Below are 24,024 nucleotides of genomic sequence, written 5' to 3'. Positions count from 1 at the left end.
TCAGTCCTCCTGGTGGGAAGGGGTGGTGTCACCGGCGGGGCCGGTGGCGTGGGCGGTCGGGGCCGCGGGCGCGGCTCCGGTGGTGCGAGGGGCGTCGGCCGCGGCCGGGCCGGTTCCGGTGGCTTCGGCGATGCGGGCGGCGAGGACCGGCCCGATCTGGGCGAGCGAGCCCGGCCGGGTCATGTGGTCGTGCCGGGTGGTGACCTCGTGGGACTCGATCCGTCCGGTGAGGTACGGGGCCCAGTGCTCCGGCCGGGCGTCGTTGGCCTCCCGGTCGATCGTGGAGTTGAAGAGCAGCAGGTCGCCGTGGTGCGTGCCGGGGACGAAGTCCACCGCCAGCTTCGAGTTGTTGATCATGATGTCGACGATCACCGCCACCTGCCGCTCGTTCAGCCCGGCCAGCGCGCTGCCGCGCCGGTTGAGGACTTCGGCGACCTCGGCGTAGGTGATCTCGCGGTCGCCCAGCTCGGCCGGGTCGACGTCGAGCACCCCGACGAGCACGTCCCGCACGGTGGGCACCGGCTCGTCGGCGAGGCCCGCGTCCTTGACGGGGTAGGCGTCGAGGATCGCCAGCAGTGCGGTCCGTTCGCCGCGTGCGTGCAGTTCGCAGGCGAGCGCGTGGGCGATGAGCCCGCCGGCGGACCAGCCGAGCAGCAGATAGGGGCCCTGCGGCTGGACCTTCTGGATGTGGTCGGCGTAGTCGGCGGCCATCTCCTCGTACGAGGCGGGCAGTTGCTCGGGCCGGCCGAGGCCGCGTGCCTGGAGGGCGTAGACCGGGTGCTGCGGGCCGAGGTGGTTGAGCAGTCCGCTGTACGACCAGCTGATGCCGCCGCCCGGGTGGACGCAGAACAGCGGGGTGCCCGTCCCGGTGCTGCGCAGCGGCAGCAGGACGTCGAGCGCGTCGTCCGGGTTGTTCATGGCCAGGCGTTCGGTCAGTCCGGCCACGGTCGGCGCCTCGAAGAGCATCCGCAGGCCCAGTTCCAGGCCGAGGGTCTCGCGGACCCGGGCGGCCAGCCGGGCGGCCAGCAGCGAGTGGCCGCCCAGGTCGAAGAAGCCGTCGTCGATGCCGACGTGCTCCCGGCCCAGGACCTCGGCGAACAGCCCGCACAGCACCTGCTCCTGCGGGGTGCGGGGGCCGCGTCCGGCGCCCGCGGCCCCGTACTCGGGGGCGGGCAGGGCGGCGCGGTCGAGCTTGCCGTTGGCCGTCAGCGGCAGCGCGTCCACGGTGACGAAGGCCGCCGGGACCATGTAGTCGGGCAGTTCGCGGCGGAGCCGGCCGGCCAGCTCGGCCGGTTCGGGCGCGCTGTCATGGGCGGCCACCAGATAGGCGACGAGCCGCTTGTCGCCGGGCCGGTCCTCGCGGGCGACGACGGCGGCCTGGGCGATTCCCGGGCAGCCCGTCAGGACCGCCTCGATCTCGCCGGGTTCGATCCGCTGCCCGCGCAGTTTGACCTGGTGGTCGGCGCGGCCGGCGAACTCCAGGGTGCCGTCGGGGAGCCACCAGGCGAGGTCGCCGGTGCGGTACATCCGGCTTCCCTCCGGTCCGTACGGGTCGGCGGTGAAGCGCTCGGCCGTCAGACCGGGCCGGCCGAGGTAGCCGCGGGCCACCCCCGTCCCGGCGAGGTACAGCTCACCGACCATGCCCACCGGCAGCGGCCGCAGCCGGTCGTCGAGGACGTAGGCGCGCATGTTCGCCATGGGTCCGCCGATCGGCACGGTGGCGGCGTTCTCCGCGAGGGCGTGCACGGGGTGGCGGGCGGCCAGGGTGGTGGCCTCGGTGGGGCCGTATCCGTTGACCACCTCGATGCCGGGGCAGGCGGCGCGGACCCGGGCGACGGCGGCCGGGGAGACGACGTCGCCGCCGGTCCACACCTCGCGCACCCCGGCCAGCAGTCCGGGCCGTTCCTCGGCGACGAGCCGGAAGAGTCCGGCGGTCAGCCAGAGTCCGGTGACCCCGCCCTCGGCGACGGTGTGCTGGAGCAGATCGAGGTCGAGCTGCTCGGGCGGGGCGACGACGATCCGGCCGCCGTTCAGCAGCGGCACCCACAGTTCGTACGTCGACAGGTCGAAGGCCGTCGGGGAGTGCATCAGCACCCGCTCGTGACCGCCGCCGTGCCATTCGGGGGTGAGGGCGAGACCGACGACGTCCTGGTGGGTGACGGCGACGCCCTTGGGCCGGCCGGTCGAGCCGGAGGTGTACATGATGTACGCCAACTGCTCGGGGACGCACGGCACATCGGCGGGCTCCGCGCCGCCGTCCCCGGACTCCTCCAGGGCGGTGAGCACCTCGCGGGTGAGGACCAGGGCGGCTCCGCTCTCCCGCATGATCAGGTCGATGCGGGAGGCGGGGAAGCGCGCGTCGAGCGGGACATAGGCGCCGCCCGCCCGGAGGACCGCCAGGATCGCCACGACGAGGTCCGCCGAGCGGTCCAGCAGGACGGCGACGGGGGTCTCGGGCCGCACCCCCTGCCGGACGAGCGCTCCGGCGAGCCGGCCGGAACGCCGGTCCAGTTCGGCGTAGCTGAGCACGGTGTCGCCCGCCACCACGGCCACCGCGTCCGGGGTGGCCCGGACCTGCCGGCCGAACAGCTCGGTCACCGAGGCGTGCGGCAGCGGTGCCGCGGTGTCGTTGAACGTGTGCAGCAGGCGGTGGCGTTCCTCCCCGGACAGCAGGTCGATCGAGCCGATGGGCAGCTCCGGGTCGGTGACGGCCGCGCGCAGCAGCCGGACCCAGCGGGCGAACAGCGTCTCGACGGTGTCCGGGTCGAACAGGTCGGTGGCGTACTCGACCGCGCCGGCGAGTCCGGCGGCGCCGCCGTCCGCGTGGAACCGCTCGGCCAGGCTGAAGGTCAGGTCGACGCGGGCGGTGCCGGTGGGCGCCTCCACATGGCCGGTCTCCAGCCCCGGCAGGGCGAAGTCGCCGAGCGGGGCGTTCTGCAGGGCCAGCATGATCTGGAACAGCGGGTGGTGGGCGAGCGAGCGCACCGGGTTGGCGACCTCCACCAGGTATTCGAAGGGCACGTCCTGGTGGTCGTAGGCGGCGAGCGCCTTCTGCCGGACCCTGCCGAGCAGTTCGCCGAAGCCGGGGTCGCCCGCGGTGTCGGTGCGCAGCACCAGGGTGTTGACGAAGAAGCCGACGAGTTCGTCCAGGGCCTGGTCGGTGCGGCCGGCGATCGGGCTGCCGACCGAGATGTCCGTTCCGGCGCCGAGCCGGGTGAGGAGCGCGGCCAGACCGGCCTGGAGGACCATGAACATGCTGGCTCCGTGCGCGGTGGCGAGTTCGCGCAGCGCCTGGTGGAGTTCGGCGTCGACGGCGACCACGACGCGGCTGCCCCGTTGCGAGGCGACGGGCGGCCTGGGCCGGTCGGCGGCCACCAGCAGCTGCTGCGGAATCCCCGTCAGTTCCTCCTTCCAGTAGGCGAGCTGGCGGGCGAACAGGCTGTCCGGGTCGTCGGTGTCGCCGAGCAGATCGCGCTGCCAGCCGGTGTAGTCGGCGTACTGCACGGGCAGCGGGGACCAGCCCGGCGCCTCGCCCCGGCGGCGCGCCGCGTAGGCGGTCGCGAGGTCGGCGGAGAGCGGGCCCATGGACCAGCCGTCGGCGGCGATGTGGTGGACGACGACGAGGAGGACGTGCCGGTCGGGTGCGAGCGCGTACAGCTCGGCGCGCACGGGCGGTTCGCCGGCCAGGTCGAAGCCGCGGCGGGCGGTCTCGGCCAGCCGCGCGGCCAGTGCGCTCTCCTCGATGTCGGTGACCGGGAGGGCGGGCCGGGCCCGGTCGGCGCTCAGCACGATCTGGTACGGCACGCCGTCGCTCTCGCGGAAGACGGTCCGCAGGCTCTCGTGCCGGGCCACGACGTCCCCGAGCGCGGCGGCCAGCGCGGCCCGGTCGAGGTCGCCGGTCAGGGTCAGCGCGAGCGGCATGTTGTACGTGGCGCTCGGACCGTCCATGCGGTGGAGGAACCACAGGCGGCGCTGGGCGAAGGACAGCTCGACGTGCGCGGGGCGCGGCCGGGCGGTCAGCGCGGGCCGTGCGGTGCCGGAGCCGTCGAGGCGGGCGGCGAGGGCGGCGACGGTCGGCGTCTCGAACAGGGTGCGGACCTCAAGTTCCGCGCCGAGCGTCGCCCGGACCCGGGCGGCGAGCCGGGTCGCCAGCAGGGAGTGCCCGCCGAGGTCGAAGAAGCTGTCGTCGACACCGACCCGGGCCAGGCCGAGCACTTCGGCGAAGAGCCCGGCCAGGAGCTGTTCCTGCGGGGTGCGCGGGGCCCGTCCGGCGACGGCCGGACCCAGGTCGGGGGCGGGCAGCGCGCGCCGGTCGAGCTTGCCGCTGGCCGTCAGCGGCAAGGTGTCCAGCGCGACGAACGCGGACGGGACCAGATAGTCGGGAAGCCGTCCGCCCAGCCATTCCCGGAGGTCCCCGATGAGCGCCCCGGTGCCCCGGGCCGCGGTGGGCCGGTTGGTGAGCGCGGTGACCGGGCGGGTGGGGGTGCCGGAGGGCCGGTAGGGCTCGACGGGGGCGCCCCGGTCGGTTCCGGGGCCGACGAGGACGACGTCCAGTGCGTCGGGCTCGCCGGCCGACCAGGTGACGGAGACCCGGCGGCCGTGGGCGAGGCCGAGGGTGTGGAAGTCCTCCGGGTCGGGGAGGCCGGTCTCCTCGGGGGCGTGCAGCCGTTCGACGAGGTCGGTGAGCGGGGTGTCGCCGGTGTGCAGATCGCGGGCGAGTGCGGCTTCCCGGACGACGCGGCGGTTCGGCACTCCGGTGATCCGCAGGGTGCCGGCCGGTTCGGCGGCGAGCAGGTCCGCGAGTTCGGCGGTGCCGGTGAGCCGGCGGCCCCAGGCCAGTTCGGTGGTCCCCGCGGGGTCCGCGGCCGGGGCGGCGGGGGTCTTGCGCAGGGTCACGTCGTAGCGGTAGCGGGTCAGTTCGTTGTGGTGGTGGCCGCGCTTGATCTCGATGTCCACGGCGCCGATGTCCGTGTTCCGGTCGCGCAGGACGGTGAACAGCTCCGGGTCGACGAGGAGTTCCTTCTCGACCCGGACGGTCTGCTCGACGGCACGGCGTACGGCCGCGCGGTCGGTGGTCCCCTCGGTGCGGTGGAGCTGGACGGCGGTGGCGAGGGAGCGCAGCAGCCGCGGGTTGCGTACGTCGCCGACGAAGAGGGCGCCGCCGGGGGCGAGGAGCCCCATGAGCCGTTCGACGACGTCCACGAGGTACTCGGCGGACGGGAAGTACTGCACCACCGAGTTGATGACGACGGTGTCGAAGCCGCCTTCGGGCAGTCCTCCGGTGTCGTGCGCCGGACGGGTCTGGAGCACGACGCGTCCCGCCAGGTCCTCCCGCGCGGCGACCTGCGCGGTGAGCGCGTCGATCGCGGTGGCGGAGAAGTCGGTGGCCCAGTAGGAGTCGCAGTGCGGCGCGATCTGCGAGAGCAGGAGTCCGGTGCCGACGCCGATCTCCAGGACCCGGCGCGGGTTCAGCTCCAGAATGCGGGCCACGGTGGCGTCCCGCCATTCCCGCATCTGCTCGACGGGGATCGGCCCTCCGTCGTAACTGCTGTTCCAGCCCACGAAGTTCTGGCCGAACGCCGCTTCCTCGGGGGCGAGGGGCAGGGCGTCGTAGATGTCCTGCCACTCGCCCACGTGGTCGGCTTCCACGGCGTCGTCCCGGACGGTGTCCCGGTGCGGGACGACATAGCCGACGAGCCGGTCGTCCTGGGCGAGGACGACGGCCCGGTCGACGGCGGGGTGTTCGGTCAGGGCGGCCTCGATCTCACCGGGCTCGACGCGGAAGCCGCGCACCTTGACCTGGTCGTCGGCGCGGCCGGCGTACTCCAGCGCGCCGTCGGCGAGCCAGCGCACCAGGTCCCCGGTGCGGTACATCCGCTCGCCGTCCGCGAAGGGGCTGGCGACGAACCGTCCGGCGGTGAGGCCGGGCCGGTCCAGATAGCCGCGCGCCAGACCCGCACCGGCGACGTACAGCTCACCGGCGACGCCCGGCGGCACCGGCGTCAGCCGGTCGTCCAGGACGTACACCCGTGCGTTGGCGATCGGCCGGCCGATCGGCGGGACGCCGGAGCCGGGGGTGAGCGGGTCGCTCATGGTCGCGCAGACGGTGGTCTCCGTCGGGCCGTACGCGTTGATCATGCGCCGGTCTCCGGCCCACCGGTCCACCAGTTCGGGCGGGCAGGCCTCCCCGGCCACCACGAGCGTGGACACGGTCACCGAGCCGTCGGGCAGGGCGGCCAGGACGGACGGGGGCACCGTCGCGTGGGTGACGCGCAGACCGGGATCGGTCAGCGCGGACAGGGGTTCGGCGGCCGGGGGCAGCACGAGGGCGGCGCCGCTCAGCAGCGCGGTGCAGATCTCGGAGACCGAGGCGTCGAAGCTCGGTGAGGCGAACTGGAGGACGCGGCTGCCGGGTTCGATCGCGAAGCGCTCGATCTGCGCGGCGACGAGGCTCGCCACACCGTGGTGGCTGACGACGACGCCCTTGGGACGGCCGGTGGAACCGGAGGTGTAGATCACGTACGCCGGATGCCGCACATCGAGAGCGACCCGCGGATCGGCGTCCGGCCACTCCCCCGCACCCACAGTCGACGGATCGTCCACGACCAGCACCGGCCGCGCGTCCTCCAGCATGTACGCGATCCGCGCCTTCGGATACGACGGATCCACCGGCAGATACGCCGCCCCCGCCTTCAGCACACCCAGCACCGCGACCACGGACTCCACCGAACGCGGCAACGCCACCGCCACCACCCGCTCCGGGCCCACCCCCTGGGCGATCAGTGCGTGCGCGAACCGGTTCGCCCACGCGTCCAGTTCGCGATACGTCAGCTCCCTCCCGTCGCCCACCAGCGCGACCGCGTCCGGCGTGGCCGCCGCCCGGGCGGCGAAGGCCTGCGGGACGGGCACGGCCGCCACCTCGCGCGCGGTCGCGTTGCCGCGTTCCAGCAGCTGCCGGCGCTCCTCGGCGTCGAGGAGGTCGATGCGCCCGATGGGCCGGGCGGGGTCGTCGGTGATCGCTTCCAGGAGCAGGATCCAGCGCCGGACCAGGGTCTCGACGGTCGCCCGGTCGAACAGGTCGGTGGCGTACTCGACCGCGCCGGTGATCCCCGCGGGCGTACCGTCCGGGGCGAACCGCTCGGCGAGGCTGAAGCCGAGGTCGAACTTGGCGGTGCGGGTCGCCACCGCGCGGGTGGCCACGTCCAGTCCGGGCAGCGAGAACCGGCCCATCGGGGCGTTCTGCACGGCCAGGACGGTCTGGAACAGCGGGTGGTGCGACAGCGACCGCGAGGGGTTGAGCACTTCCACCAGATGCTCGAAGGGGACGTCCTGGTGGGCGTACGCGGACAGGGCCGTCTCCCGTACGCGGCCCAGGAGTTCGGCGAAGCCGGGGTCACCGCTCGTGTCGGTGCGCAGGACCAGCGTGTTCACGAAGAACCCGACGAGGTCGTCCAGCGCCTCATCGGTCCGGCCCGCGATCGGACTCCCGATCGGAATGTCCGTCCCCGCACCCAGCCGCGTGTACAGCGCGGCCAGCGCCGCCTGGAACACCATGAACAGACTCGCGCCCGACCTCCGCGCCAGGCCCGTGAGCGCGGCGTGCAGCTCCGGGGTCAGTTCCAGTGCGACGTGGTCGCCGTGCCGGCCCGCGACGGCCGGACGGGGCCGGTCGGTGGGGAGCCGGAGCAGATCGGGGAGGTCGGCGAGCTGGTGCTTCCAGTAGTCGAGCTGTTCGGCGAAGCGGCTCTCCGGGTCGGCGGCGTCGCCGAGGAGTTCGCGCTGCCACAGGGTGTAGTCGGCGTACTGGACGGGCAGCCGGGACCAGTCGGGGTCCCGGTGCTCGCAGCGGGCCGCGTACGCCTCGGCGAGGTCGCGGGCGAGCGGCCCGGTGGACCAGCCGTCGCCGGCGATGTGGTGCATCACCAGGAGCAGGACGTGCTCGTCCGGGGCGAGGGCGAACAGCTCGGCCCGCAGCGGCAGGTCCGCCGCCAGGTCGAACGGCCGCTGGGCGGACTCGGCGAGCCGCTCGGGCAGTTCGGCGGGCGAGGTCGCGGTCAGCGGGAGCGGGGGCCGGACCCCGGCCGGGTCCAGGACGCGCTGGCAGGGGACGCCGTCGCTCTCCCGGAACACCGTCCGCAGACTCTCGTGCCGGGCCACCACATCGGCGAGGGCCTCCTCCAGGGCGTCCCGGTCGAGCGTTCCGGTGAGCTGGAGCGAGAGCGGGATGTGATAGGTCGCGGCCTCCCCGTCCATGCGGTGCAGGAACCAGAGGCGGCGCTGCGCGAAGGAGAGCGGCACCGCGTCGGGCCGCTGCCGCACGGTCAGTGCCGGGCGGGCGCGGCCGGCCTCCGCGAGCGCCCGCGCCAGGCCGGCCACCGTGGGCGTCCGGAACAGCGCGCGCAGCCCCAGCTCCACGCCGAGCGCCGAACGCACCCGGGCGACCAGGCGGGTGGCGAGCAGGGAATGCCCGCCCAGCTCGAAGAAGTCCTCGTCCACCCCGGCCCGGGGCAGCCCCAGCACCTCAGCGAACAACTCGCACAGAATCTGCTCCTGCGGCGTACGCGGCGCACGCCCCGCCCCCACGGGAACCACCTCCGGCGCCGGCAGCGCCGCCCGGTCCAGCTTCCCGTTCGGCGTCAACGGCAGCACATCCAGCACCACGAACGCGGACGGGACGAGGTAGTCGGGGAGCCGGTCGCGCAGGTGCGCGGCCAGGTCCTCGGGGCGCACGGCGCTTCCGGGGCGGGGCACGGCGTAGCCGATGAGCCGGTCGTCCCGGGCGAGGACGGCGGCGCGGGCCACGTCGGGGTGCTCGGCCAGCGCGGCCTCGACCTCGCCGAGTTCGACGCGGAAGCCGCGCACCTTGACCTGGTCGTCGGCGCGGCCGACGTACTCCAGCTCGCCGTCGGTCCTGCGGCGCACCACGTCTCCGGTGCGGTACATCCGCTCGCCGTCCGCGAAGGGGCTGGCGACGAACCGTCCGGCGGTGAGGCCGGGACGGTCCAGATAGCCGCGCGCCAGACCGGCACCGGCGACGTACAGCTCACCGGCGACGCCCGGCGGGACGACGCGCAGCCGTTCGTCGAGCACATGGACGCGGAATCCGGCGACCGCCCGGCCGATCGGCGGGACGCCGGAGCCGGGGGTGAGCGGGTCGCTCATGGTCGCGCAGACGGTGGTCTCCGTCGGCCCGTACGCGTTGATCATCCGGCGGTCACCGGCCCAGCGGGCCACCAGTTCGGGCGCGCAGGCCTCCCCGGCCACGACGAGGGTGCCGGCCGTGACGTCGGCGCTCTCCAGGGCGGCCAGGGCGGAGGGCGGAAGGGTCACATGGGTGACGTCCAGCCGCCGGTCGGTCAGGGCCTCCAGCGGGTTCCCGGCCGGGGCGAGGACGAGGGCGGCGCCGGTGAGGACGGCGCTGCACAGGTCCCAGAAGGACGCGTCGAAGCTGGGCGAGGCGAACTGGAGCACCCTGCTGCCGGGGCCGACGCCGAGCCGAGCCGTCTGGGCGGCCACCAGCCCCGCCACACCGTGGTGGCTGACGACGACGCCCTTGGGGCGCCCGGTGGAACCGGAGGTGTAGATCACGTACGCCGGATGCCGCACATCGAGAGCGACCCGCGGATCAACGTCCGGCCACTCCCCCGCACCCACCAGGGCCGGATCGTCCACGACCAGCACCGGCCGCGCGTCCTCCAGCATGTACGCGATCCGCGCCTTCGGATACGACGGATCCACCGGCAGATACGCCGCCCCCGCCTTCAGCACACCCAGCACGGCGACCAAGAACTCCACGGAGCGCGGCAACGCCACCGCCACCACCCGCTCGGGACCCACCCCCTGGGCGATCAGGGCGTGCGCGAACCGGTTCGCCCACGCGTCCAGTTCGCGGTACGTCAGCTCCCTCCCGTCGCCCACCAGCGCGACCGCGTCCGGCGTGGCCGCCGCCTGGGCGGCCAGCAGGGCCGGCAGTGTCCCGGCGGGCGTGGTGGGGGCGGGGGCGGGCAGCAGGTCCCGCCGCTCCGCGTCGGTGAGCAGGTCGACGCGGCTGATCGGCAGGTCCGGGTCGGCGGCGACGGCGGCGAGCAGCCGGGTCCAGCGGCCGACCAGGGACTCGACCGTGGCCGCGTCGAACAGGTCGGTGCTGTACTCGACCGCGCCGCTGATCCCCGCCGGGCTGCCGTCGGGGCCGTGCTGCTCCGCGAGACCGAAGGTCAGGTCGAGCCGTGCGGTCTCGGTGGGCAGGGCGACGCCCGACACCCGCAGTCCGGGCAGGTCGAAATCGCCGCCGGGGGCGTTCTGCACGACCAGTCCGGTCTGCACGAGCGGGTGGTGGGAGAGCGACCGGGAGGGGTTGAGGACTTCCACCAGATGTTCGAAGGGGACATCCTGGTGCGTGTACGCGGACAGGGCCGTCTCCCGTACGCGGCCCAGGAGTTCGGCGAAGCCGGGGTCACCGCTCGTGTCGGTGCGCAGGACCAGCGTGTTCACGAAGAACCCGACGAGATCGTCCAGCGCCTCATCGGTCCGGCCCGCGATCGGACTCCCGATCGGAATGTCCGTCCCCGCACCCAGCCGCGTGTACAACGCGGCCAGCGCCGCCTGGAGCACCATGAACAGACTCGCGCCCGAACGCCGCGCCAGCCGGGCGAGGGAGGCGTGGAGTCCGGCGTCGATGCGCAGTTCCAGCAGACCGCCGGCGTACGACATCACGGCCGGGCGGGGGCGGTCGGCGGGCAGCTGGAGCTGTTCCGGGAGCCCGGCCAGCGTCTCCTTCCAGTACGCGACCTGGCGGGCGAACAGGCTGTCCGCGTCGTTCTCGTCGCCCAGGATCTCGTGCTGCCACAGCGTGTAGTCGGCATAGGTGACCGGCAGCGGGGGCCAGGCGGGGGCGCCGCCGCTCTGCCGGGTGGTGTAGGCGGTGGCCAGGTCGCGGGCGAGCGGTCCCATGGACCAGCCGTCGCCGACGATGTGGTGCATCACCAGGAGCAGGATGTGCTCGTCCGGGGCGAGGGCCAGGAGTTCGGCGCGCAGCGGGACGTCCGAGGAGAGGTCGAAGCCGCGCACCGCCGCCTCGCGCAGCAGGTCGGGCACCTCGGCCTCGCCCGCCGGGCGGACGGTCAGCTCCACGGCGACCTCGGCGGGGTCCAGGACCCGCTGGTGCGGAACGCCGGCGACCTGCGGGAACACCGTGCGCAGCGTCTCGTGCCGGGTGACCACGTCCCCGAGCGCGGCGCTCAGCGCGGCGCGGTCGAGGTCGCCGGAGAGCCGCAGGGCCAGCGGCATGTGATAGGTGGCGCTGGGTGCGCCGAACTGCTGGAGGAACCAGAGCCTGCGCTGGGCGAACGACAGCGGCATCGGTTCGCGTCGGGGGCGCGGCACCAGGGCCTGCCGTGCGGTGGCGGCGTCGCGCAGCCCGGCGGCGAGTCCGGCGGGCGTGGGTGTACGGAACAGCGCGCGCAGCTCCAGTTCGACGCCGAGGGCGGCGCGGACCCGGGAGACGAGCCGGGTGGCGAGCAGGGAGTGCCCGCCCAGTTCGAAGAAGTCCTCGTCCACCCCGGCCCGGGGCAGCCCCAGCACCTCCGCGAACAACTCGCACAGAATCTGCTCCTGCGGCGTACGCGGCGCACGCCCCGCCCCCACGGGAACCACCTCCGGCGCCGGCAGCGCCGCCCGGTCCAGCTTCCCGTTCGGCGTCAACGGCAGCACATCCAGCACCACGAACGCGGAGGGGACCATGTAGTCGGGCAGCAGGGACCGCAGATGGGCGGCGAGCGCCGGGGCCGTGGCCGGTTCCTGGGCCGACGGCACGACGTAGGCGACGATCCTGGTCTCGTTCCGCTCCTCGCGGGCGAGCACGGCGGCCTGGGCGACGCCCGGGTGCGCGGTCAGCTCGGCCTCGATCTCGCCGGGTTCGATGCGGAAGCCGCGGACCTTGACCTGGTGGTCGACGCGGCCGGCGAACTCCAGCTCGCCGTCGGCGCGCCAGCGGACCAGGTCTCCGGTGCGGTACATCAGCGCGCCGGGCGGACCGTAGGGGTCGGCGACGAAGCGGGAGGCGGTGAGGCCGGGACGGTTCAGATAGCCGCGCGCCAGACCGGCTCCCGCGAGATACAGCTCTCCCAGGACGCCGGGGGCCACCGGGCTCAGCGCCGCGTCCAGGACATAGGCGCGGCAGTTGTCGACGGGGCGGCCGATCGGGACGGGCTGCGGGCAGTCGGCCGGGTCGTCCGGCAGCGCGTAGGCGGTGATCACATGGGTCTCGGCGGGCCCGTAGTGGTTGTGCAGGGCGCGGTGGCCCGGCCGGCGGGCCTGGAGCCGGCGCAGCGCTCCGCCGAGCCGCATCGCCTCGCCGGCCTGGGCGACGACCCGCAGGTGCGGGAGGTCGAGTCCGGCCTCGTCGGCGGCCTCGGCCAGGGCCTCGATCACCAGGTCGGGCGCGAACAGCTCCCCCACCTCGTGCCGGTCCAGCCAGTGGGCGAACAGTTCGGCGCTGCGCCGCTGCTCCTCGGTCGGCACGACGAGGGTCTTCCCGTACAGCAGCGCGGACAGCATCTCCTGCACGGAGACGTCGAAGCTGATCGCGGTGAACTGCGCGGTGCGGGTGCCGGGTGCGCCGCCGACGGTGCGGTGGTGCCAGTCGAGCAGGTTGAGCAGGCCGGAGGCGGGCATCACCACGGCCTTGGGGCGGCCGGTGGAGCCGGAGGTGTAGATCACGTACGCCGGGTGGCGCGGGTCGGCGGCGGTGTGCGGGTCGTGTTCCGGCAGGTCCCCGTCGGGTGCGACGTCGGCGAGGTCGTCCAGGACGACGGCGGGCCGGGCGTCGTCGAGCATGTACGCGATGCGGGCGGCCGGGTATCCGGGGTCGACCGGGAGGTACGCGGCGCCCGTCTTGAGGACGGCGAGCACGGCGACGACGAGTCCGGCGGAGCGCGGCAGCCGCAACGCGACGACCTGCTCGGGGCCGACACCGCGCGCGATCAGCGCGTGGGCGAGGCGGTTGGCGCGGCGGTCCAGTTCGCGGTACGTGAGGACGGTGTCCTCGAAGACGACCGCCGGGGCGTCCGGGGTCTCCCGGACCCGGGACGCGAACAGGCCGGGCAGGGAGGCGGCGGGCACCGGGGTCGCGGTGTCGTTCCGCGTGACCAGCAGGTCGTGGCGTTCCTCCGCGGTGAGCACGTCGATCCGGCTCAGCGGGCGGTCCGGGTCCGCCGCGACCGCCGCGAGGAGCCGCAGCCAGCGGGCGACCAGGGTCTCGACCGTGGCGGGGTCGAACAGGTCGGCGCTGTACTCGACGCGTCCCGTGATGCCCTCGGCCGTCCCGCCGTCGGAGCGCTCCAGCAGGTGGAAGCCCAGGTCGAACATGGCCGTGGGGGTCCGGACGAGCAGCACCTCGGAGCGCAGCCCGTGCAGGGCGAACGTGGTGCGGGGCACGTTCTGCAGGGCCAGCAGCACCTGGAACAGGGGCTGACGGGCGAGCGAACGGGACGGGTTGAGGGCTTCGACGACGTGCTCGAACGGCAGGTCCTGGTGGGCGTAGGCGCCGAGGGCGTCCTCCCGGACCCGGACCAGCAGATCGGCGAAGGTCGGGTCGCCGCTCGTGTCGGTGCGCAGGACCAGCGTGTTGACGAAGAAGCCCACGAGATCGTCCAGGGCCTCGTCGGTGCGTCCGGCGATCAGGCTGCCGACGGGGATGTCGCTGCCGGCGCCGAGTTTGGACAGCAGGGCCGCCAGGGCGGCCTGGAGGACCATGTAGACGCTGGATCCGTGGGCGCGGCCCAGCCGGACGAGCGCGGCGTGGAGTTCCGCGTCCAGTTCGACGGGGAGCTGCCCGCCCTGGTAGGTGGTGGTCGCGGGGCGGGCCCGGTCGGCGGGCAGCGGGATCTGCTCGGGCAGTCCGGCGAGTTTCGTCGTCCAGTAGGCGGTCTGGCGGCGGGACTCGCTGTCCGGGTCGTCGCGGTCCCCGAGGATGCGGTCGTGCCAGAGAGTGTAGTCGGCGTACTGCACGGGCAGCGGCGCCCGGTCCGGTTCCGTGCCCCGGCAGCGCGCCTCGTAGGCGGTGGCCAGGTCGGCGGCGAGCGGGGCCAGGGACCAGCCGTCCCCGGCGATGTGGTGGAGCACCAGGAGCAGGACGTGCTCGTCGGGGGCGAGGGCGAACAGCTCGGCACGCAGCGGCGGTTCGACGGCCAGGTCGAAGCCGCGGGCGGCGGCAGCGGCGAGCAGTCCGGCCAGCGCGTCCTCGTCGGCCGGGGTGACCGGCAGCCCGGGGCGTACCGCTCCGGCGTCCAGCACCCACTGGTAGGGGGTGCCGTCGGAGGCGGGGAAGACGGTGCGCAGGGTTTCGTGACGGTCGACGAGGTCGCCGATCGCCTCGGTCAGGGCCGCGTGGTCCAGGGGGCCGGAGAGCCGCCAGGCGAGCGGCATGTTGTAGACGGAACCGGTGTCCTCCAGCTGGCGCAGGAACCAGAGGCGGCGCTGGGCGTCGGAGAGGGGCAGCCGTTCGGGGCGGCCGGCGGGGGCGAGGGCGGGGCGGGCCTGTCCGGCGGCGTCGAGTCCGGCGGCCAGTCCGGCGACCGTCGGGGTGCGGAACAGGGCGTGCAGGGCCAGTTCGACGCCGAGCGTGGTGCGGACCCGGGCGACGAGCCGGGTGGCGAGCAGCGAGTGCCCGCCCAGCTCGAAGAAGTCGTCGTCCACGCCGACCCGGGGCAGCCCCAGGACTTCGGCGAACAGCCCGGCCAGCACGTGTTCCTGAGGGGTGCGCGGTTCGCGTCCGCCGGTGGCGGTGGGGTCGGGTTCGGGCAGGGCGCGCCGGTCGAGTTTGCCGTTGGCGTTCAGCGGCAGTGCGTCGAGGGGGAGGAAGGCGGCGGGCACCATGGAGGCGGGCAGCCGCTCGCGGAGATGGGCGCGCAGCTCCTCCGGGCGGAGTGCGGCGCCGGGGACGGGCACCGGGTAGGCGACGAGCCGGGGGTCGTGTCCCCGGTCCTCGCGGACGACCACGGCGGCCCGGCGGACCTTCGGGTGTTCGGCGAGCGCCGCCTCGATCTCGCCGAGTTCGATGCGGACGCCGCGGACCTTGACCTGGTCGTCGGTGCGGCCGAGGAAGTGCAGGTTGCCGTCGGTGCCCCAGCGGACCAGGTCGCCGGTGCGGTACATCCGGGTGCCCGGGGGTCCGTAGGGGTCGGCGACGAAGCGGCCGGCGGTGAGCCCGGGGCGGCGGAGGTAGCCGCGTCCCAGGCCCGCTCCGGCGATGTACAGCTCGCCGGGCACGCCCTTGGGGACGGGGCGCAGGGCGGCGTCCAGGACATGCAGCCGGACGCCGGTGATCGGCCGGCCGATCACCTCGTGCGGGCTGGAGTCCAGGGGCGCGACGACGGAGTCCACGGTGCACTCGGAGGGGCCGTAGCAGTTCAGCGCGGCCACCCCGTCGGTGGTGCGCAGCCGTTCCCACAGCGGCTCCGGGACGGCCTCGCCGCCCAGCCCGATCCCCATCGGCCGCTCCAGCAGGCCGTGTTCGACGAGGACCTGGAGGTAGGAGGGGGTGCCCCCGATGAAGTCCAGTCCGGCGCGGGCCGCGTAGGCGACGGCGGCGTCGGGGTCGGTCCAGGTCTCCTCGTCGAGGACGTGGAGTTCGTGGCCGGCGAAGAGGGCGAGGAGCTGGTCGCAGGAGGCGTCGAAGGACACGGAGGTGGTCAGGGCGATCCGCCGGGGCTCCCCGGACGGCCGCGCGAGATACGTCCGCCGGTGGTGGGCGAACAGGTTGAGCAGACCGCCGTGCGTGGCGACGACGCCCTTGGGGCGGCCGGTGGAGCCGGAGGTGTAGATGACGTAGACCGGGTGGGCGGGATCGATGACCGTCCCGGGGTCGGTGGCCGGGCGGCCGGCGAGGCGGGCGGCCGTCTCCTCCTCGTCCAGGACCAGCCAGGAGGCGGACGCGGTCTCCGGAAGGGCGCTCCGGGTCCGGGTGTCGGTCAGGCCCAGGGCGGGGCGGGCGTCGTCCAGGAGGTACGCGATCCGCGCCTGTGGATAGGCCGGGTCGATCGGTACGTACGCCGCACCGGTCTTCATCACCGCGAGGATCGCCACGACCAGCTCGGCCGACCTCGGCAACGCCACCGCCACCAACCGCTCCGGACCCGCACCCCGGCCGATCAGCTCGTGCGCCAGCCGGTTCGCCCGAGCGTCCAGCTCCGCATACGTCCACGAGGCCTCCGGCCCCACCACCGCCACCGCGTCCGGCGCCTCCGCCACCCGCGCCCGGAACACCCCCGGCAGACTCTCGGCACCGGCCTCGGGGGCCGGGCCCGTGCCGAGAGCCGTCAGCGCGGTCCGCTCCTCGGGGGCGAGGAGGCCGTAGCGGCTGAGCGGGCGTCCGGGGTCGGTGACGACGGCGCGGAGCAGGCGCACCCAGCGTGTGACCATCAGCTCGACGGTGGCCGGGTCGTAGAGGTCGCTCGCGAACTCGACGAAGCCGTCGATCCCCTCCGGGGTGCCGTCGCCGCCGTGCCGTTCGGACAGGGTGAAGACCAGGTCGAGCTTGGCGGTGGTCGTCGTCGGCGGCAGTTCGACGGTGCGCAGACCGGCCGGGGCGAAGTCGGCCCGGGGGGTGTTCTGGAGGACCAGCATCACCTGGAAGAGCGGGTGGTGGGCCAGCGAGCGGACCGGGTTCAGCGCCTCGACCAGGTATTCGAACGGCAGGTCCTGGTGGGCGTACCCGGCCAGGGAGGTGTCGCGGACCCGGCCGAGCAGTTCGGTGAACGTGGGGTCGCCGGAGGTGTCGGTGCGGAACACCAGGGTGTTGACGAAGTAGCCGACGAGGTCGTCCAGCGCCTCGTCGGTCCGGCCGGCGACGGGGCTGCCGACCGGGATGTCGTCACCGGCGCCGAGCTTGCCGAGCAGCGCGGCGAGACCGGCCTGGAGCACCATGAACAGACTGGTCCCGTGCGTACGGGCGAGTTCCCGCAGACCGGTGTGGAGTTCGGCGTCCAGGCCCGCGTGCACGAAGCCGCCCCGGTGGCCGGCGACGGCCGGACGGGGCCGGTCGGTGGGCAGTTCGACGCGCTCGGGGAGCCGGGCCAGCTGCCGGGTCCAGTACGCCGCCTGTCCGGCGAGGAGGCTGTCGGGGTCGGTGGCGTCGCCGAGGAGCGCGTGCTGCCAGAGGGTGTAGTCGGCGTACTGGACCGGCAGGTCCGCCCGGTCCGGTGCCTCGCCCCGGCAGCGGGCCGCGTAGGCGGTGGTCAGGTCCTGGGTGAGCGGGCCGAGCGACCAGCCGTCCCCGGCGATGTGGTGGAGCACCAGCTGGAGGACGTGCTCGTCGGGGGCGAGTTCGAACAGCTCGGCGCGCAGCGGCGGTTCGGCCGCCAGGTCGAAGGGGCGGGCCTTGGCGCGTTCCAGCAGCGCGGGCAGCTCCTCCTCGGTGGCGGGGCTCACCCGCAGGACCGGGCGGGCCGTCTCCGGGTCCAGGATCCGCTGGTGGGGCGTCCCGTCCACCGACGGGAAGACGGTGCGCAGGCTCTCGTGCCGTGCGGTCAGGTCCGCGAGTGCGGCTTGTAGGGCGGGGCGGTCCAGCCCGCCGGAGAGCCGCCAGGCGGGGGCGATGTGGTAGTTGGTGCCGGAGCCCTCCAGCTGGTGCAGGAACCAGAGGCGTCGCTGGGCGAAGGAGAGCGGGACCGTCTCGGGCCTGGGCCGGGGGGTCAGTGCCTGCTGGGCGGTGCGGGCGCCCGCGAGGGCCGCCGCGACACCGGCCGGGGTCGGGGTCTCGAACAGGGTGCGCAGGTCCAGCTCCACGCCGAGGGTGGCGCGGACCCGGGCGGCGAGACGGGTGGCGAGCAGCGAGTGCCCGCCGAGGTCGAAGAAGCTGTCGTCGGCGCCGGCCTCGGAGACACCCAGGACCTCGGCGAACAGCTCGCACAGGACCTGTTCCCGGGCGGTGCGCGGGGCGCGTCCGGCCGAGGCGGGGGCGAGGTCGGGCTCCGGCAGGGCGCGCCGGTCGAGCTTGCCGTTGCCGGTGAGCGGCAGGGCCTCCAGCGTGACGAACGCGGCCGGGACCATGTGCTCCGGCAGCCGCTCGCGCAGGGCCGCGCGCAGGGCGGCGGGGCGGGGCGCGGTGCCGGGGGCGGGCACCAGATAGGCGACGAGCCGGGTGTCGTCGGCGCGGTCCCGCCGGGCGACCACGGCGGCCTGGGCGAGGTCCGGGTGGTCGAGCAGCGCCGCCTCGATCTCGCCGAGTTCGATGCGGAAGCCGCGGACCTTGACCTGCTGGTCGGCGCGGCCCACGTAGTGCAGACCGCCGTCCTCCGCGCGGCGCACCACGTCGCCGCTGCGGTACATCCGGTCCCCCGGCGCGCCGAACGGGTCGGCGACGAACCGTCCGGCGGTCAGGCCGGGACGGTCCAGGTAGCCGCGTGCCAGGCCCGCCCCGGCGACGTACAGCTCCCCCGGCACACCCGCGGGCACCGGGCGCAGCCCGCTGTCGAGGACATGGGTCCGCAGGTCGGGCAGGGCGGTGCCGATCCGGCCGGCGGGGGCCGGGGCGCGGTCGAGCGCGGCGTGCGTGACGTGCACCGTGGTCTCGGTGATGCCGTACATGTTGACCAGGCGCGGGGCGTCCTCGGCGTGGCGCTCGTACCAGCTCGCGAGCCGGGCGTGCTCCAGTGCCTCGCCGCCGAACACCACGGTGCGCAGGGCGAGCCGGCCCCCGGTCTCCGGGTCCTCCTCGTCGGCGCGCATGAGCGGGTAGAAGGCGGACGGTGTCTGGTTGAGGACGGTGACGCCCTCGCGGGCGAGGAGTTCCAGGAAGCGGCCGGGCGCGCGGCTGGTCGCGTGGTCGACGACGACCAGCCGGCCGCCGTACAGCAGCGCACCCCACAGCTCCCAGACGGAGAAGTCGAAGGCGTAGGAGTGGAAGAGGGTCCAGACGTCGTCGGCGGTGAAGCCGAACAGGTCCTCGGTGGTGTCGAAGAGGCGCACCACGTTGCGGTGCGGGACGACGACGCCCTTCGGGTCGCCGGTGGATCCGGAGGTGTGGATGACGTACGCGGCGCGGTCCGGGTCGACCCGGACCTCCGGGTCGGTCGCGGGGTACGCGTCGAGTCCGGCGGTGTCCAGGAGCAGCCGGTCCACGCCGTCGGCTCCCGGCAGTCCGCCGGTGGCGGCCGTGGTCACGAGCAGCGAGGGCCGGGTGTCGGCCAGCAGATAGGCGATGCGGGCGGCCGGGTAGCCCGGGTCCACCGGGACGTAGGCGGCGCCCGCCTTGAGCACGGCGAGGACGGCCACGACCAGGTCGGCCGAGCGCGGCAGGGCCAGGGCGACCAGGTCCTCGGGGCCCGTGCCCCGTGCGGTCAGGGCGTGCGCGAGCCGGTTGGCGCGGGCGTTCAGCTCCCCGTACGTCAGCCGCTCCTCGCCGTCCGTGACCGCGACCGCGGCCGGGTTCTCCCGCACGCGCCGTTCGAACAGCGTGGTGAGGGAGACATCGGGCAGCCTGCGGGCGGGGGCCTCGGGGGCGGGGGTCAGGGCGCGGATCTCGTCGTCGGACAGCAGGTCGACCTGGGCGACGCGGCGGCCCGGTTCGGCCACGACGGCGCGCAGCAGCCGCAGCCAGCGCTCCGCGATCGCGGCCGCCGCGGGGGCGTCGAACAGATCGGTGCTGTACTCCAGGACGCCGGTGAGCCCGTCGGGCCGCTCGGCCAGGACGAACGTCAGGTCGCACTTGGCCGTGCCGGTGGGGACGAGATCGGCGGCCACGGTCAGCCCCGGCAGGCCGAACGCGCCGAGCGGGGCGTTCTGCAGGGTCAGCATGGTCTGGAACAGCGGGTGGTGCGCCAGGGTCCTGGACGGGTTCAGCGCCTCGACCAGGTGCTCGAAGGGCACGTCCTGGTGGGCGTAGGCGGCGAGCGCGTCGGCGCGCACCCGGCCGAGGAGGTCGCTGAACGTCGGGTCGCCGGACAGGTCGGCGCGCAGCACCAGCGTGTTGACGAAGAAGCCGACGAGATCGTCCAGCGCCTCGTCGGTGCGGCCGGCGACGGGCGTGCCGACCGGGATGTCGTCACCGGCGCCGAGCTTGTGCAGCAGGGCGGCCAGTCCGGCCTGGAGGACCATGAACAGACTGGTCCCGTGCGTACGGGCGATCTCCCGCAGGCCCGCGTGCAGTTCGGCGTCGATGTGCAGCGGGAGCTGGGCGCCCCGGTAGCTCATCACGGCGGGCCGGGGCCGGACGAAGGGCAGTTCCAGCTGGGCCGGGAGGTCTGCGAGGCGGCCCTGCCAGTAGGCGAGCTGGGTGTTCAGCAGGCTGTCCGGGTCGCCGCCGTCGCCGAGGAGGTCGCGCTGCCAGAGGGTGTAGTCGGCGTACTGGACGGGCAGCGGGGACCACTGCGGTTTCGCGCCCCCGGCGCGGGCGGCGTAGGCGGTCGCCAGGTCCCGGGAGAGAGGGGCGGTGGACCAGCCGTCCCCGGCGATGTGGTGGACCACCAGGAGCAGGACGTGCTCCTCGGGGCCGACCCGGAACAGCTCGGTGTGCAGGGGCGGTTCCTGGGCGAGGTCGAAGCCGTGGCGGGCCGCTTCGGCCAGTCGCCCGGCCAGCGCGGACGCCGTGACCTCGGTGACGCGGGGCCGGGGGCGGGCCGCGTCGGCGTCCAGCACCCGCTGGTACGGGACGCCGTCGGTGGCCGGGAAGACGGTCCGCAGACTCTCGTGGCGTTCGACGACGTCCGCGAGGGCGGTCCACAGGGCGCGGTCGTCGAGGTGTCCGGACAGCCGCAGCGCGAGGGGGATGTTGTACGTGGCGCCGGAGCCCTCCATGCGGTGCAGGAACCAGAGGCGGCGCTGCGCGGAGGAGAGCGGGACGGTCGCGGGGCGGTCGTGTGCGGTGAGGGCGGGGCGGGCCCGGCCCGCGACGTCCACGGCGGCCGCCAGTCCGGCGACGGTCGGTGCGTCGAAGAGGTCGCTGAGGCGCAGTTCCACGCCGAGGATCCCGCGGGCGCGGGCGACCAGCCGGGTGGCCAGCAGGGAGTGCCCGCCGAGGTCGAAGAAGCTCTCGTCGGCGCCGACCTCGGACACGCCGAGCAGTTCGGCGAAGAGCCCGGCGAGGAGGCGTTCGGTGGTGGTGCGCGGGGTGCGGCCGGGGGCGGCGGCCCGGTGCTCCGGTGCGGGCAGCGCGCGCCGGTCCAGTTTGCCGTTCGGGGTGAGCGGCAGGGTGTCCAGGACCACGAGGGCGGACGGCACCATGTGCGCGGGCAGGCGCTCGCGCAGATGGTCGCGCAGCTCGGTCCCGGTCACCTCCGTGCCGGCCGCGGGCACGGCGTAGCCGACGAGCCGCGGTTCCCCGTCGGTCCGCAGGACGACGGCGGCGCGGACGATCGCGGGGTGTTCGGCGAGGACGGTCTCGATCTCGCCGAGTTCGACGCGGAAGCCGCGGACCTTGACCTGGTCGTCGGTGCGGCCGAGGAAGACGAGGGTGCCGTCCGCGTCCCGGCGCACCAGGTCGCCGGTGCGGTACATCCGCTCCCCCGGTGCGCCGAACGGGTCGGCGACGAACCGTCCGGCGCTGAGCCCGGGGCGGTGCAGATAGCCGCGCGCCAGCCCGGCCCCGGCGATGTACAGCTCGCCCGGCACGCCGGCCGGCTGCGGGCGCAGCGCGGTGTCGAGCACATGGGTCCGGGCCCGGGTGACCGGCCGGCCGATGACCGGGCGCGGGCTCGTGTCCAGGTCCGCGACCACGGAGTTGACGGTGCATTCGGAGGGGCCGTAGAGGTTGAGGCAGGTCACGCCGTCGACGGCGCGCAGTTCGTCCCAGAGCCTCTCGGGGACGGCCTCGCCGCCCACCGCCACGGTCGTCGGGCGGCGTCCGGGGTCGGCGAGCAGTCCGTGGGCGAGCAGGACCTGGAGGTAGGACGGGGTCGCTTCGACGAGGTCGATGCGGTGCTCGGCGGCGTAGCGGACGAAGGCGTCCGGATCGGTCCAGGTGGCGTGGTCGGGGACGTGGAGTTCATGGCCGGCGAAGAGGCCGAGCAGCTGGTTCCAGGAGGCGTCGAAGGACACCGAGGTGGTCAGCGCCACCCGCAGCCGCCTGCGCTCGCCGTCGCCCTGCGGGGCGTACACCCGTCGCAGGTCGGTGAGCAGGTTGAGCAGACCGCCGTGGGTCGGGGTCACGCCCTTGGGGCGGCCGGTGGAGCCGGAGGTGTGGATGACGTACGCCGGGTGGGCGGGGTCGATGACCGTCCCGGGGTCGGTGGCCGGGCGGCCGGAGAGGCGTGCGGCCGTCTCCTCCTCGTCGAGGACCAGGCGTGCCACGGAGGTTGCTCCGGGCAGCCGGGCGGCCGAGTCGGTGTCGGTGACGACCAGGGCGGGGCGGGCGTCGTCCAGGAGGTACGCGATCCGCGCCTGGGGATAGGCCGGGTCGACCGGCACGTACGCCGCCCCGGTCTTCATCACCGCGAGAATCGCCACGACCAGCTCGGCCGACCTCGGCAACGCCACCGCCACCAACCGCTCCGGACCCGCACCCCGGCCGATCAACTCGTGCGCCAGCCGGTTCGCCCGAGCATCCAGCTCCGCATACGTCCACGACGCCTCCGGCCCCACCACCGCCACCGCGTCCGGCGCCTCCACCACCCGCGCCCGGAACACCCCCGGCAGACTCTCGGCACCGGCCTCGGGGGCCGGGCCCGTGCCGAGAACCGTCAGCGCGGTCCGCTCCTCGGGCGTGAGCAGGTCGATGCGGCCGACGGCCACGTCGGGGTCGCAGTCGGCGACGGTGTCGAGGAGGGCGAGCAGCCGTTCCCGGTGCGCGGCGAGGGCGTCGTCGGTGTGGGCCTCGGGCGCGCCGTGCAGGCGCAGGAGCGGGGGATTGCCGTCGCGGTAGTCGAAGACCCAGACGGCGAGGTCGGTGGTCGAGCCGGAGACGAAGTGGTGCACGTCGGCGGGGTGTCCGGCGAAGGTGGGGCGGGCGTTGAAGGCCATGATGTTGACGATCAGCGGGAACGCCGTGCCGATGCCGCCGGGGGTGCCGAGGTCGCGCAGCAGGTCCTCGCTGCGGTAGCGCTCGTGCGCGACGGCGGCTTCGACCTCGCGGGCCGCCTGGTCGAGCAGTTCGCGCCAGGGCATCCCGGGCCGCACGGTCAGCCTCAGGGGCACGACGTTGGACAGGGTGCCGGGCACGGACATCAGATCGCGGGCGGCGCCCCGGCGGGCGGGGACGGGCAGGGCGAGCACCACGTCCTGGGCGCCGCTGAGCCGGTGGGCGTAGAGCGCGGTCGCGGCGACGACGACTCGGGACCAGCGGACTCCGGCCCGGCCGGCCGCCTCGCGCAGGGCCCCCGCGCTCCGCAGCGGCCGTTCCTCCGCCACGCGCAGGGTGCGGTGGGGGTCGGTGACGGCGGGGTCGCCGAGCCGGGTCGCGGCGGGCAGGTCGGCGAAACGTTCGGTCCAGTAGGCGCGGTCGGCGGTGAAGGCGGCGGAGGACCGGTAGGCGGTGTCGCTGTCGACCAGATCGCGCAGCGTGCCGAAGGGGCTCGGCGGAACGGTGGTGCCCTCGGCCAGCGCGGAGTACACCTCGCCGACCCGCTGCCGGATCATGGAGCTGCTGATCGCGTCGAGCACGATGTGGTGGTAGTTGAGGTACCAGAGGTGCTCGGTCGCCGAGAGCCGGATCAGCGCATGGCCGAAGAGCGGGTCGCGGGCGAGGTCCAGCGGGCGGGCGAGGTCCCGTTCCATCCAGGCCAGGGCGGCGGCCCGGGGGTCGGGACCGGTGGCGAGGTCGAGGTGGGAGGGCTCCCAGTCCCAGTTCTCGCGCAGGATCTGGCGGGGGCCGTCGCCGTCGTCCGCGAAGGTGACGTGCAGGGCGTCGACCTCGTCCACGACCCGGCGCAGTGCCGTGTCGAACAGGGCCCGGTCGACGGGGCCGTGGATCTCCAGGCACTCTCCGACCCGGTAGCCGGGGATCGGCGTCCGGGAGCCCTGCTCGGCGAGCCAGATCTCCCGCTGGGCCGCGGTCAGGGGCAGGACGTCGCCGTCGCGACGGGACATGGGGGT

1 protein-coding gene is annotated in these 24,024 nt (G+C 74.6%); it reads right to left on the bottom strand.

Annotated elements, in window-relative coordinates; all coding sequences use genetic code 11:
* The gene (locus ACZ4FH_RS27385) at positions 1-24,018 is read right to left on the bottom strand and encodes a non-ribosomal peptide synthase/polyketide synthase (protein ID WP_467308128.1); all 24,018 of its coding nucleotides are present in this window, start codon (positions 24,016-24,018) and stop codon (positions 1-3) included.
* Between the last annotated feature and the right edge of the window lie 6 nt (positions 24,019-24,024).

The sequence above is a fragment of the Streptomyces sp. NPDC024555 genome, from assembly GCF_055559335.1.
The sequence above is the reverse complement of the archived record's forward strand: the minus strand, read 5'-3'. Positions and strand labels throughout refer to the sequence as shown.

Excerpts from the sequence above, each read along its gene's own strand:
- ACZ4FH_RS27385 (WP_467308128.1), bottom strand. The coding sequence starts at position 24,018 with ATGTCCCGTCGCGACGGCGACGTCCTGCCCCTGACCGCGGCCCAGCGG.